13 protein-coding genes are annotated in these 12,490 nt (G+C 48.9%); 4 read left to right on the forward strand and 9 right to left on the reverse strand.

Going from position 1 to position 12,490, the window contains the following annotated elements:
* The first annotated feature begins 148 nt into the window (after window positions 1-148).
* Together AC0YN0_RS24450 and AC0YN0_RS24455 are read left to right on the forward strand one after the other, a co-directional pair.
* Window positions 149-1,213, forward strand: a complete 1,065-nt coding sequence (locus AC0YN0_RS24450; RefSeq protein WP_475823604.1) for a permease — start codon at window positions 149-151, stop codon at window positions 1,211-1,213.
* Window positions 1,210-2,097, forward strand: a complete 888-nt coding sequence (locus AC0YN0_RS24455; protein ID WP_475823605.1) for a TIGR03943 family putative permease subunit — start codon at window positions 1,210-1,212, stop codon at window positions 2,095-2,097. Before AC0YN0_RS24450 ends, AC0YN0_RS24455 begins: the two co-directional genes overlap by 4 nt.
* Here AC0YN0_RS24455 and AC0YN0_RS24460 read toward each other — a convergent pair.
* The 6 genes from AC0YN0_RS24460 to AC0YN0_RS24485 all read right to left on the reverse strand — a co-directional run bounded on the left by AC0YN0_RS24460 (window position 2,094) and on the right by AC0YN0_RS24485 (window position 7,171).
* Window positions 2,094-2,819 carry an ABC transporter permease gene (locus AC0YN0_RS24460; RefSeq protein WP_475823606.1) on the reverse strand — a complete coding sequence of 242 codons (726 nt, stop codon included), beginning with the start codon at window positions 2,817-2,819 and terminating at the stop codon, window positions 2,094-2,096. The genes AC0YN0_RS24455 and AC0YN0_RS24460 overlap by 4 nt on opposite strands.
* Window positions 2,819-3,535 carry an ABC transporter permease gene (locus tag AC0YN0_RS24465; protein ID WP_475823607.1) on the reverse strand — a complete coding sequence of 239 codons (717 nt, stop codon included), beginning with the start codon at window positions 3,533-3,535 and terminating at the stop codon, window positions 2,819-2,821. The genes AC0YN0_RS24460 and AC0YN0_RS24465 overlap by 1 nt, the downstream gene beginning before the upstream one ends.
* Window positions 3,532-4,455, reverse strand: a complete 924-nt coding sequence (locus AC0YN0_RS24470) for an ABC transporter ATP-binding protein (RefSeq protein ID WP_475823608.1) — start codon at window positions 4,453-4,455, stop codon at window positions 3,532-3,534. Before AC0YN0_RS24470 ends, AC0YN0_RS24465 begins: the two co-directional genes overlap by 4 nt.
* Window positions 4,456-4,547: 92 nt before the next feature.
* On the reverse strand, window positions 4,548-5,969 hold the full coding sequence (locus AC0YN0_RS24475) for a HAMP domain-containing sensor histidine kinase (RefSeq protein ID WP_475823609.1): 1,422 nt from the start codon (window positions 5,967-5,969) through the stop codon (window positions 4,548-4,550).
* On the reverse strand, window positions 5,966-6,637 hold the full coding sequence (locus AC0YN0_RS24480; protein ID WP_475823610.1) for a response regulator transcription factor: 672 nt from the start codon (window positions 6,635-6,637) through the stop codon (window positions 5,966-5,968). The genes AC0YN0_RS24475 and AC0YN0_RS24480 overlap by 4 nt, the downstream gene beginning before the upstream one ends.
* A gap of 129 nt (window positions 6,638-6,766) precedes the next feature.
* Window positions 6,767-7,171 carry an O-methyltransferase gene (locus AC0YN0_RS24485; RefSeq protein WP_475823611.1) on the reverse strand — a complete coding sequence of 135 codons (405 nt, stop codon included), beginning with the start codon at window positions 7,169-7,171 and terminating at the stop codon, window positions 6,767-6,769.
* A gap of 449 nt (window positions 7,172-7,620) precedes the next feature.
* Here AC0YN0_RS24485 and AC0YN0_RS24490 point away from each other — a divergent pair, with 449 nt between their 5' ends.
* Window positions 7,621-8,886, forward strand: coding sequence for a methyl-accepting chemotaxis protein (locus AC0YN0_RS24490; RefSeq protein ID WP_475823612.1), 1,266 nt, complete (start codon window positions 7,621-7,623; stop codon window positions 8,884-8,886).
* An 80-nt stretch (window positions 8,887-8,966) separates the two neighbouring features.
* On the opposite strand, the gene AC0YN0_RS24495 is transcribed toward AC0YN0_RS24490, so the two are convergent.
* On the reverse strand, window positions 8,967-9,782 hold the full coding sequence (locus AC0YN0_RS24495) for a (2Fe-2S)-binding protein (RefSeq protein ID WP_475823847.1): 816 nt from the start codon (window positions 9,780-9,782) through the stop codon (window positions 8,967-8,969).
* A 192-nt stretch (window positions 9,783-9,974) separates the two neighbouring features.
* Here AC0YN0_RS24495 and AC0YN0_RS24500 point away from each other — a divergent pair, with 192 nt between their 5' ends.
* Window positions 9,975-10,799 carry a polysaccharide deacetylase family protein gene (locus AC0YN0_RS24500; protein ID WP_475823613.1) on the forward strand — a complete coding sequence of 275 codons (825 nt, stop codon included), beginning with the start codon at window positions 9,975-9,977 and terminating at the stop codon, window positions 10,797-10,799.
* A 45-nt stretch (window positions 10,800-10,844) separates the two neighbouring features.
* Here AC0YN0_RS24500 and AC0YN0_RS24505 read toward each other — a convergent pair whose 3' ends face one another.
* Window positions 10,845-11,486, reverse strand: a complete 642-nt coding sequence (locus AC0YN0_RS24505) for a 3D domain-containing protein (protein WP_475823614.1) — start codon at window positions 11,484-11,486, stop codon at window positions 10,845-10,847.
* Between the two features lie 143 nt (window positions 11,487-11,629).
* The gene (locus tag AC0YN0_RS24510; RefSeq protein ID WP_475823615.1) at window positions 11,630-12,424 is read right to left on the reverse strand and encodes a CAP domain-containing protein; all 795 of its coding nucleotides are present in this window, start codon (window positions 12,422-12,424) and stop codon (window positions 11,630-11,632) included.
* Between the last annotated feature and the right edge of the window lie 66 nt (window positions 12,425-12,490).

The following is a 12,490-nucleotide window of genomic DNA, read 5'->3' on the forward strand; positions in this document are numbered from 1 at the left end:
GAAGCCATGCGCTCATACGCAAACGTTTGAAGCTGGCGGCAAGACGCCTGCAAGGAATAAAGTTGTCCTATAGCCAAAATTGGGAGCATATGCTATATTAAGTCGTGTAATCGTAATAATTACTATTAAAAGGAGAGAGACGCACCGCATGCTTAAATGGATATTCCGTTTCGGAACGCCGCTTCTCGGTGTTGGCAGCCTGATTATGCTAACCCTGATCGTCACGAATCGCGAGCTGCCTACGGCCATTTTCACGGAAGCTAACTTCCAGTCGTTCAAAATATTGTTCATTAGCATCATATTGGAAGCTTTTCCGTTCATCCTGCTCGGCGTACTCTTCTCAGCGCTGCTGCAAGTATTCGTAACGGACGAGCTCATTCAGAAATGGACGCCAAAAAATCCGATTGCCGGCGTGCTGTTCGGCGCATTGCTCGGCCTTCTGTTCCCATTGTGCGAATGCGGTATGATTCCCGTCGTCAGACGTCTGATCCGCAAAGGGATGCCCGCGTATATCGGCATCGTATACTTGCTCGCCGGGCCTATTGTGAACCCTATCGTATACACATCTACATACACCGCGTTCCGTACGACGCCGGAGATGGCTTTCGCCCGGATGGGACTCGCTTTCGCAGTATCTTTCATCATCGGGTTGCTGCTCTACAAGTTCATGAAGAGAAGCCCTCTTAAAGCAATGCCTCGGCAAAACCATGAGCATTCGAACACCGATGACCATGAACATCAACACGGCCATGATCACCATCACCACCATAGCCACGAGCACGAGCATGGAATTGGCGGCAAGGGCTTCCGCTCCAGGATGTCATCCACGATGGCCCACGCATCCGACGAGTTTTTTGAGATGGGCAAATATTTAATATTCGGCGCGTTGCTTACCGGAATCATCCAAACGGCTGTCGATCGCAGCACGCTTGCCGTATTCGCGGAGCAGCCCGTATTTTCATACGTGTTCATGATGGGCTTCGCTTTCATCTTATCGATATGCTCCACATCCGACGCTTTCATCGCTTCTTCCTTCAGCGGCATTTTTGATTTCGGCCCGCTGCTTGCTTTTCTCGTATTCGGACCAATGATCGATTTGAAAAATACGCTGATGCTGCTGTCGACGTTCCGCATTAGAATCGTGCTCGCTCTTATCGCATTAACAGCCTCGCTTACTTTCATCGGGGCTTGGTTAACGGAGGTATTCATATGATCCACCATTTACTGCGCGCAACCATACTAACCGGCTTTGCCTTTTTTATCGTTTATTTGTTCCAGACGGATGAGATGACGCTATATATCGCCCCCCGCATGGAACTGTACGTGAAGCTGTCGGCCATCGGCTTATATGCCGCAGCGATCTATCAAATATATGCTGCCCTTCAGAAGCGCATGGGCAAGCAGGAAGTCGACTGCGGCTGCGAGCATGACCATGAGCCTTCGCCTTCCATTGCCAAGAATACGCTCATTTACGGCTTATTTCTCCTGCCGCTCGCGCTCGGTTTCCTGGCACCGACCGGGACGCTTGGCAGCGCCCTTGCAGCTAAGAAAGGCGTCAGTTTATCGGGAAGCCCTTCGTTTGAACGGACTGACCTGATAACTGCGCCTGTACCTGAGGTTGACCCTGCGCCAGTATCGGAAGAAAAAATGCTCGATGCGCTTTTCCCTTACGACGAATATACGATCGACCATGCGAACTATGGGAAGATCCTCTATTCCCTGCCTGCGATAGAAGTGCCCGAGAAACAATTTATCGAGACGCTGACGACGCTTGATTTGTACCGGGAAGCCTTCTTAGGCAAGGAAGTCATCCTTTCAGGCTTCGTTTACCGAGAAGATGAAATGGGCAAGGATCGAATCGCGGTCAGCCGCTTCGCTATGAATTGCTGCTCGGCCGACGCCTTGCCATACGGGCTTATGATTGAATGGCCCAAAGCTAACGAGTATGCCGCAGACGAATGGGTATCCGTCAAAGGAACGCTTAAGACGACCAGCTACATGGATAATGAGATCATTACGCTTGAAGCTACGAAGATCGAGCGAATCGAAGCGCCGGCAACTCCATATGTGTATCCGGATCTGGAGTTTGCTTACTAGACCGCTTTTCGCTGGAAATAGGTCCAGCCTGCCAGCCCGAATACGCAGAAACCGCCTACTATTACGATAAACAACGTCTCCGTCGACATGTTAAAGGCGCCGAACCCGTAATCGTCGCGCGGCAGCATGGCCAGCATCGGCTGCGCCCACGGATAATAAGGTCCGTATTGCGAAGAATTGACGATGAGAATGTTCGGCAGCGTCAATACGACATTAACCGCGAGCGGTGCAGCAAAGCTCTGGAACGCTATCGATACGAATAGCTGCAGCGCCGCGAGCGGCAGACATGCGACCCAGCCGCCAAGCATCGATCCAAGCAGAATAGACCATGGAATATCGCCGCTGAACCCCTTCATGAAGCCGAGCAGCAGGATGAACAATAGCAATAGAAGCTGAGTTACGCCAACAAGCAGCATGACCATTCCCAGCTTGACGGCGTACACCCCCGTTCTCGATACCGGGAGCGACAGCATCTGCTTCCAGCCTCCGCCGACATGCTCATACCTGCACACGAGAGCGGCGAATATACCTACGAGCAGCGGCAGGAACAGCATGGCATGCAGCGCGGAAGCTATCGACAACACCTCTACCCAAGGAAATTGTACCCCCTTCTCCAATTCCACTATGCCGATGACTGCCACGAACAGCGGACTTACAGCTGCGAGCAGCCATACAACCGATCGTCTAAGCTTCATCCATTCCGACCGAATCATGCCGATCATCACCTCACATCCTTTCTAACAAACTGATACATGCCGAGGAGCAAGACGATGAGCCCTAGCGTCAAGCCCGCTCCTACCGAATACAGCGGCAGATCCCAAGCATTAATGAGGTACGGCCATTTCCATGGCATCCAATCGGGAAACTGGGAAGCGAACATGCCCGCAATCATACCGATAATTCCGACGGTTAACGGCAATGCCTGGTTGTGTATAATGACCGATAGCCCTACTTGGAGAGCAACGAAAGGCATGATTGCAAGGAATGGGTAATAAACGGTCGTCATCAGATCGGCAATCGGTATTCCCTCTACGCCAAAACCGAGCAAGATGCCCAGAACAACGGTGAACGGAACAAGCAGTGTGCTGGAGCACAACAGCAATAAGGCCGTTACCGCGAATTTGCCGAAGAAAATCCTCGCTTTGCCTACTGGAAGCGCCATTGTCTGCTTCCATGCATTCATCTGATGATCAATGCCAGCCGTCATGGAGGCAAGAATCGTTAGTCCGATGAACAACGTAGGCAGCATGAGCATAGAGACATTATGAATGAATCCGCCCCATAGATCTTCGGCATATATTTGCGTCAAATAATCGTAGCGAAGTCCGAAGTTGACCGCTTGCAGCGCAATTACACCGAAAGGCCCTAATAAGACAAGCAGCCAGACGAGCTTCCTCTTCAGCTTGAGGAATTCGACAGACATAATGCGCAGCATCATAAGCTCCCCTCCACTCCTGTCATATCGAGGAAAATGCTCTCCAGCGATACTTTCTCTTCTTCCACGCGGAATACTTGGTGATGCCCGCCAACGAGTCTTGCTACGATTGCGGCTATGGCCGCATTATCCGTCTCCGCGACCGTAAGCTTGCCCTCGTCCAGCGAAGCACTAATCCCGCATGCGCTTAGCAGCTCCCATGCGGCTTCCGGATCATTTACACCGAGGCGGATATGGCCTTGCGCGCGCTCGCGCAGCTTCTCAATCCGATCCTCGTAAATCAAGCTGCCCTTTGCGATAATGCCTACTCTTGTCGCCATCTGCTCAATCTCAGACAACAAGTGACTGGAAATTAGAATCGTAACGCCATGCGACCTCGGCAAGCTCTTAATCAACTCGCGAATTTCCAAGATGCCTGCCGGATCAAGACCGTTCGTCGGCTCATCGAGCACTAGCAGCTCAGGATTTCCTAGCAACGCCGTCGCAATACCGAGCCGCTGCTTCATTCCAAGCGAGTAACCTTTGACAGGGCGCTTCGCATCCTTCGTCAGCCGGACGATCGACAGCACCTCGTCAATCCGTGACTTAGGCGCATTTAGAAGTCGTCTAACCGCCTCCAAGTTCTCAATCGCATTCAGATGCCCGTAATACGACGGATACTCAACGAGCGATCCTACTTTGCGCAGAATTTCTAGTCGATCCTTGCTTATGTCTTTGCCGAAAATGCGGACCTGGCCTCTAGTCGGCTTCGCCAGTCCGAGCAGCATGCGGATCGTCGTTGTTTTCCCTGCACCGTTCGGGCCGAGAAAGCCGTATATATCGCCGCGTTCAATTCTCAGATTAACATCCTTAACGACGGGCTTTCCGCCTAATTTTTTCGTAAGCCCTCGTGTTTCCAATATCATCTCTTTATTCGTTGTCATTGCCCATCACCTCTGTAATCATCATAAAGGCGTTAGGTTAAGACAACAGGAGCAGCAAGGTTAAGTTTTGTTTAAAAAAACAAGAAAAACCGTCAAGGAGTGTCCTCCTGACGGTTCGATACAGAACCAGCAATATGAATTATCGTTCCCTCGCTGCTGCTTGCGATCTGGCTGAACAGTCCCATCTCCTCCAGCATCAAGGAAGCGATCGCAAGACCGATGCCTGCGCCTCTCTCCTCGGACGTCTCATCCATACCTGGACCATGATCCGCTATTGTCAAAATTCCGCCTTGCTCCTCGCTTATTCGAAGCGCAACATACCGCCCCGACTGCGCATGACGCAGCACGTTCTGATAGTAGTTGTCTAGCACTCGCTCCATCCATTCGGGATCGATGTGCCAATACACAGGAACATCCGGCAGGTTAATATCGATATCGAAGCCTTGCTGCTCGAACGCGGGATACCAGCCAGCAATCGATGCCCTCGCCATCCGAACAATATCAATTCGCTCCGGCCGGTACGGATATTTGCCCGATTCCAGCAGTGTGAAAGAAAGCAGATTCTCGATTAATTGGCTTACATATTCGATCTTCCGATCAATTAATTGCAGCGATTGCCGACCTACCTCGGACAGTGTCTCCTGCTTCAGGCCGAATGCATGCGCTCTGATCGCAGTAAGCGGCGTCCTTAGATCATGAGAAAGCCTTGCGATCAGTTCACGCCTTAGTCCCTCCTCATTCGCCTCGCGCTCGCGGCTTGCCTCCAGCTTCCTCACCATCTCATTAAAGGCAACTTCCAACTGGCCGATTTCATCCGGCTTGTTCGTGGCGACAGGAGCCGGTATGCCGTTGTTCGCAGGAAGCGCCATAGCCGCTTGCAGGCGAACGAGTCTCTTGCGAATGCCGTTGAAAAAAAGGACTGAAATAAATAAAAAAATCGCTAGCACGATCGATAAAACGATAAGGTACATCGGTAAGATCGACTTGGAAGCACTACCCGCGCCAGATTGCATCAGCACCCTAGGCACTTTGAATACCATAAATCCTTCCGAGCGTGAATCCCCGATAAACGCAACAATCGTAAAATCATCTCCGCCTACGCTATCTTTCATAAATTGTACGGTGTAAGATGTGCTCCACTGCACAGGCAATTGCAATTGCTCGCTCACTGGGAGCTGTAACTTCGTACGCCCGCTGCCATCCACCCAAAATAATGTCGCTTTCGGATACTCCGCTTTCTTACGAATAAGCGCTGCATCAACTTGCTCAGGTGATTGTCCGCTCAGTCTTGCCGCTTCGTCATGCCACATCGTCTCCAATTGGTTTCCGTCGCGGTATAGTCTCGACTCCTTCGTATCCGCTATCTTGCCTCCGCCCTGTAAGAAGACGATCACCGACACGACGGGCAGCGATATCGGAAGCAGCATCACCGCGCACAACACGATTAACATGTAACGCGAAAGCAGTGAACGCTTCAAACCCATCTTCCGCGAATCGTTGCTCGGCCTGTTCATCGCTTCACCCGATAGCCGATCCCACGAATCGTCTCTATAATAAGCGGATTGCTTGGATCGAGTTCGATCTTCTCGCGAAGATACCGGATGTGAACCATAATCGTCTTGTCGCCATCGATATACGGATCTCCCCATACTGCTTCATAAATTTGTTCCTTCGTAACAATTCGGTTCAAGTTGTCCAGAAAATAAAATAATATTTGAAGCTGCTTCGGAGTCAGCGGTATCTCATCCCCTGTTCGTTCATCGTACACGGCCTGCAGTTGCGGCTTAATAACCAAATGACCGATCGCCAGCTCAAGCTCGATCGGTTGACCGTATCTGCGCAGCAGTACATCCAGTCTTGCCGCAAGCTCGTCGGGATGGAACGGCTTCGTCAAATAATCATCCGCGAAGCGAAGACCTTGCAGCTTATCATCTACCGCCGTTCGTGCGGATAACATAAGAATCGGAACCTGCGGAGCTTCCTTCTTCAGTCGTTGCCCGATCGTGAAGCCGTCAAGGCCGGGCAACATGACGTCCAATACAACAATATCTGCAGCTCCAACACGACTCACAGCAGTGTCGCCTGCAATCAGCCAATCTACCGAATAGCCGCGCCGCTCCAAATCCTCCTTGACCCAAGCTCCGATTTCTTTGTCGTCTTCTATATATAGCACCTGTTTCATTAACGGATATAACCTCGATTCCGAGCATGATTGTATTTATCATAGTCCAAGGCTTCCCCGAAAGTGAAGTTAAATTTCGTTTAAAAAATAAGGGGCCGCCTGCATGTGAGCAGACAGCCGAATTCACCATTATTGCCATTCTCGCAGATCATGCTGCTTAGGAACGAAGCGGGTATTCCAATTGGCCATATTATAGTTGGATTCGTAGAGGATACTTGCAGACCAGGAACCGGCGCTAGGCCGAACAGAAAAGTCATACATGATCTCGCCATGCGTCCAATCTCTGCGAAATTTAAGCGCCTCAATCGCCATTTTACGAAATTCTTGCACTTGTAATAACGTAAGCCCTTGCCCTTGGCTTTCGAACTTGCCGTTCCTGCTTTCGATCGGGTGATGCCTGAGACCGAACTTGCCAACTGCATTATTACGAATATGAATCATTACCGTTCCTGCTGCAGCGTTCGTGAGCTCCCCCTCCAGCTTACGAAATACAAAATCGATTTGACGGGCGAGTGGCATAGAATCCATTTCCATACAAACATTCCTCCTTATTATTTATTGTAAAATTTTATATGTATAGTTCTCAAGGCATATTATATATGCGCTTCGTCCCTATTACAAGATAAAATTTGATAAAATATTACTATTTATGATTCAATTCGACTATTTATCAATGATCAAAAGAAAAGAAACCCTCTTCATATCGAAACAAGAAGTATATTTTCCCATTAAAGTCATTTTAAAGATAGTTCTATTATCCTGGTTTTGATCATATGTAATTATTGATTACTCTTGTCTAATTCTCTTTAAATGGTATCATTTTCTAATTTTTCATTCACCGAAAATAAGTTTAGTATTTTCCGAACAACATTTTGCGCTTATTACAATGGGTAAAAAGGATTCATTTCGTAATCGACAATTATAGACCTTATTCGATAGCGGTGCTATAATATGGATAATCTATTAAAAGGAGCGCTTACATTATGAGCCAATGGTACTATTCGTTATCCGTACGAAATAAACTTTTGATTACGGTTTACTTCAATTTATTGATCTTTGCTATTGCAATGCTGCTTATATTGCAGTTTTCCGGCGGATCGTTAATCGGAGGTATCATCGCTACCATTGTTGTAGCCATAGTTGCGTTCCCTCTCATTTCATTTATCGAGAAGGCGATCAACCATTCCTTCGATGAGATGTCAAACACAGCGTTCCGAATTTCCAAAGGCGATTTTACGCAAAAAATTGATATGACCTCTTCCGTTGCATTGGGCGAGCTGGGACATGCTTTTAACAGTATGATCGACAAGCTGAAGGACATATTGACCGAGACATCCAATATTACCCGTCATGTATCCGAAACAAGCAGAAGCATCTTCGATAAGAACAGCAACATTAAGATCGCGATGGAGCAGGTCGCTGCCTCTGCCAATGAGCTTGCAACGGGGGCAAATGAAATATCCGAGGATGTCGCCGATATGAGCGATTCCATTCACGAAATTGAAATGCGGGTTACATCGTACGCAAGCGCTACGAAAGAAATGAACAATCGGTCCGAGCACACACTTCAGCTGGTCGAGAAAGGCCGTCAAGCGCTTGAAGTACAGTCCGACGGGATGCGCCGCAACGTAGAGGCTACAGCTAAAGTGTCGATGACAATCGAAGAGCTTGCCCGCAAAGCTCAGGGCATATCGGCTATTACGAAGACGATCTCCGACCTCGCTGAGCAGACCAACCTGCTGTCGCTTAACGCTTCCATAGAAGCTGCCAGAGCGGGAGAGCATGGCAGAGGTTTCGCTATTGTCGCACAAGAGGTGCGCAAGTTAGCCGAAGAGTCGACGTCTTCTACCAAGCAAGTATTCACGCTCGTGAAGAGCATTGACGAAGGCATTAAACATACGATCAGCAATATGAAGGTTAACGAAGAGGTTGTACATATGCAGACTGAGCGTATTCGCGAATCGGAGCTTGTATTTGCCGACATCGTTCAAAGCGTTCAATTCATTACCGAGCAAATCTACGCATTCGCGCAAGAAAGCGATTCGATGCTTGAGAGCGCTCGCAAAATCGCAGGAGCCATTCAGAATATTTCGGCAATTACCCAGCAATCGGCTGCCGGCACTGAGCAAGTATCCGCTTCGATGAACGAGCAAATTACTTCGGTACAAACCGTCGTTACGGAAACAGAGCGTATGTTAACGATGGCTACCCAGCTTCAACGGACGATTCAAGTATTCAAAGTGAAATAATAACAGTCATTAATAGGAAAAGCCCCTCAGAGAGACCGGTGTGAAGTGCCGGGCCTCTGAGGGGCTTTTTCTCCTATATTTTATAATTGCGCTTGATTCTCCATACGATACGCCTCTCGTCGGCTCTCTCGCTCGCTTTCTTTCATGCGCGGGCATGTAAAGCAATAGTAGCCGCTGTCCACCAAGTAATACAAACAGCAAGAGGACTTCATACGCACTTGCTTGTTCGGATCCTGAAGCGATTCCGTCATGTGAAACTTAACGGCTAACGGATTTTTGTTTCTTCCGAACAACGCCGGATCAAGCTCCTTGACCAGCTTGTAATTGGCCTCCGCCTTTTGCTTAACAGAATCGCATTGGGCGGACGCCATCAATCGATCATAGCCATAGGCAAGGGAGGTAGGCAATTGTCCCCATAACATCGCGCTCTTAAGCGTTCCAGCCCGTTCAATCGAATCGTAGATCGGTCTCACCGTATGAGCGAAGTAATCGCCAAGCTTCTCCGTCTTCCAAAGCTCGAGCTCTCCCTCATCATCTGGTGCGTTGACCCAATCTGTATGATTAAGCTTCAATGCGCAGCTAACATATTTGCGATCCTGATACGTTGCTTCATGTACTTGGAACTGAATATTTTCAAGCGATAGATCGAGCGTTTTGTTCCACGCCGACAGCATATACAGCATACCAAGCATCGGACCTCTGAACCAGCCTGCCATATACACCTCGGCTACCGAAATATCGGTGCCTTTCACTAATGGCATATATGTATTAAGTACTTGCTTCATTATATTCTCATTCAACAAATCAGTTGCCGCGCAACTAAATAGGATGCTCTCTTTGTCGTGAACAGCCAAGTTAAACTCATCATTCAATAAAGCAGCTATCGCCTCATCCATATTCAAATCCATCCCCTCCTACAACCGTAAACGGCTTTCGCCGTCTAATGACGGCTGCACTATGAATGCATATGATAATCGTTTTCATTATATCGTCTCTTCCTCGGATTGACAATGCGCATGAAAAGATGACGCTCGGGAACACTAGCCGCATTGCCTGTTCCACAATAATCGATCGGAGATTGAAGCTGAATGCGCACACAACGACTCTCTATGGCAATGAAATCGGCCGTACTGCTCCTTATTTGCTTAATGCTGCATGCCGGAATCGGCACTTCTTCGTCTAGAGCATCTCTTGCGCATGCTTCCCTTAAACCGAAACAGGCCGCGAAACAACAGCGGAAAGACGACATGTCATGGGTGAAGCTGCAAAAACAATTTCCCGGCAGTTACGTGCTTAACGGACCTCGAAATTCGAGGAAGGTTGCTCTTACTTTTGATGATGCGCCTGATCCGAGATATACGCCGGCCATCCTTGATATTTTGGCCCAATATGATGTATGCGCAACGTTTTTCATTGTTGGCAACCGTGCGCAGAAGCATCCGCAGCTTGTTCAGCGCATTCAACGTGAAGGCCATACGATTGGCAATCATTCTTACGATCACGCTGTTATGTCTAAACTATCGCTTAGCGGCTACCGCAAGCAAATATGGAGCACTGACGCAATCCTCAAGAACATTATAGGTTATTCACCGCGTTATGTACGCCCTCCGTACGGAGAGCTATTGCCGCAGCAAGTGAGATGGAGCAAGCTAGCGGGTTATACGATCGTGAATTGGGATGTCGATTCCGTTGATTGGAAGAACAGTCCAAGTTCAGCCGTGCTTCGCAACATCAAGAAGACACTGCAGCCAGGCTCGATCATTCTCCAGCACGCAGGCGGCGGCGATGGACAAGACCTCTCGGGGACGGTTAAGGCATTGCCGCAACTCATCCTCCTATTAAGGAACAAAGGCTACGAGCTGGTCACCTTGCCAGAACTGCTCGGCAAGTCGGCCGATCGGCCTATACAATGAAAAAAGGCAGACCCCATGACGTATGAACGGGCTGCCTTAATTTCATTATTCCAAAATATAAATTTTCACTTGCTGAATGCCGAATTTCATCGCTTTGCTCTGACTGTCAGGAACAAAAATATCGATTCGATTGCCTTTGATCGAGCCGCCGATATCGGTTGCCGTTGCGATCATACCGCCTTGCGGCAATCCATTGTAGTCATAGCCGGTCACATAAAGTTTCGTTCCAAGCGGAATCATCTTCGGGTCTACAGCAATCGTACCTACCTTCAGGCTGTTGCCGAAGTAATCGAGCCCAGCCCAGCCGCCATTCTCGGAAGCCGCCGCCGTATAGGCTGTCGCTTTCACTAGAAGCGACTTGGAATAAGCATATGATTTGCCGCTTAGCGCCGTTACCTTAGAAGCTGTTGTATCGGATGCCTCATTCGCGGCCATAGCTGCAACCTTGTTCGCTGCAGTGTTGCCCGCGGCCGGAATAGTCAGCCTGAGGCCTTTATATATATTGTCCGGTTTCACGTTGGGATTAGCTTTCAGGATCGAATCAATGGAAACGTCGTATTTCTGGGATAGCTTCCAGAAGGTCGTGCTCTCACCTGCGATATGAGTCCTGGAGGCAGCGTTAACAGAGCTCGATGCAAATAGTACCGATAATCCAACGACTGCTGCGGCGATCATAGTTTTGTTCAAGTCGATATCCTCCTTACGCAAATCGATGCGCTAAGTATTGTTGTCGTTCTCGTCAGTATGTGCTTTCATTTCCTTGAAAAAAGGAAACGACAGGGGCGAATGCGCCCCTGTCGTCAATCTCGGGCATTCCAACTGCTTAATGCTTAGCCGATGAACATTTGAACCCATTCGCCGTTCACATAACCAACGCCGATTTTGGTAAAGCTTCCGTTCAAGATGTTGGCACGGTGGCCTGAGCTATTCATCCATGCTGTCATAACCTCTTGCGGAGTACGTTGACCCGAAGCGATATTCTCGCCTGCATAGGAATAAGTGACTCCGAATTGGCGCATCATATCGAATGGCGAACCGTATGTCGGTGAAGTATGGCTAAAGTAGTTGTTCACGTCCATATCGCGAGCTTTCTCCGTTGCTACCTTCGTCAGCAAAGTATCAACCTTAAGAGCGGAAAGGCCTGCTTTAGCGCGCTCTTGGTTCACTAGATCAACGACTTGGGATTGGAAAGCGCTAAGACCCGTGCTAGGCGCTGTCGTAGGTGCTGGTGTCGTTGTCGGCTTTGTTGTTGGCTTCGCAGTAGGAGCTGGCGTCGCAACAGGCTTTGTTGTTGGCTTCGCTGTTGGAGCTGGCGTCACCACCGGCTTCGTTGTTGGAGCCGGAGTTGGGTTAGTCACATTACCCGTTCCTGTATTGCCGCCTGTCGAAGGCAATGTAATGGTGCATCCGTTGAACAGGATCTTACCCAAATCGATGTTGCTAAGGTCAATTCCGTATTTGTTCGCGATTTGGTTAATCGCGTCTTGATTAAGTGCGAAAGTATGAACGTTGGAGTTCGTCTTCACTACAGGTGCGGCACCTGCCGTTTGAGCCGAAACACCCGCACCGATCATCGTTGCTGCGATAATGCTGGCGACACCTACACGTATTGGTTGCATCTTCATGAAATTTTCCTCCTAATAAAATATTATTATTTATACAAAACGTCTTGCGACTGTCATTCCAATAAG

The organism is Paenibacillus sp. J22P218 (assembly GCF_056269195.1).

Bases quoted from the DNA above. Each gene is read 5' to 3' on its own strand.
- AC0YN0_RS24450 (WP_475823604.1), top strand. From the start codon at position 149: ATGCTTAAATGGATATTCCGTTTCGGAACGCCGCTTCTCGGTGTTGGC.
- AC0YN0_RS24455 (WP_475823605.1), top strand. From the start codon at position 1,210: ATGATCCACCATTTACTGCGCGCAACCATACTAACCGGCTTTGCCTTT.
- AC0YN0_RS24460 (WP_475823606.1), bottom strand. From the start codon at position 2,819: ATGATCGGCATGATTCGGTCGGAATGGATGAAGCTTAGACGATCGGTT.
- AC0YN0_RS24465 (WP_475823607.1), bottom strand. From the start codon at position 3,535: ATGATGCTGCGCATTATGTCTGTCGAATTCCTCAAGCTGAAGAGGAAG.
- AC0YN0_RS24470 (WP_475823608.1), bottom strand. From the start codon at position 4,455: ATGACAACGAATAAAGAGATGATATTGGAAACACGAGGGCTTACGAAA.
- AC0YN0_RS24475 (WP_475823609.1), bottom strand. From the start codon at position 5,969: ATGAACAGGCCGAGCAACGATTCGCGGAAGATGGGTTTGAAGCGTTCA.
- AC0YN0_RS24480 (WP_475823610.1), bottom strand. From the start codon at position 6,637: ATGAAACAGGTGCTATATATAGAAGACGACAAAGAAATCGGAGCTTGG.
- AC0YN0_RS24485 (WP_475823611.1), bottom strand. From the start codon at position 7,171: ATGGAAATGGATTCTATGCCACTCGCCCGTCAAATCGATTTTGTATTT.
- AC0YN0_RS24490 (WP_475823612.1), top strand. From the start codon at position 7,621: ATGAGCCAATGGTACTATTCGTTATCCGTACGAAATAAACTTTTGATT.
- AC0YN0_RS24495 (WP_475823847.1), bottom strand. From the start codon at position 9,782: ATGGATGAGGCGATAGCTGCTTTATTGAATGATGAGTTTAACTTGGCT.
- AC0YN0_RS24500 (WP_475823613.1), top strand. From the start codon at position 9,975: ATGCGCACACAACGACTCTCTATGGCAATGAAATCGGCCGTACTGCTC.
- AC0YN0_RS24510 (WP_475823615.1), bottom strand. From the start codon at position 12,424: ATGAAGATGCAACCAATACGTGTAGGTGTCGCCAGCATTATCGCAGCA.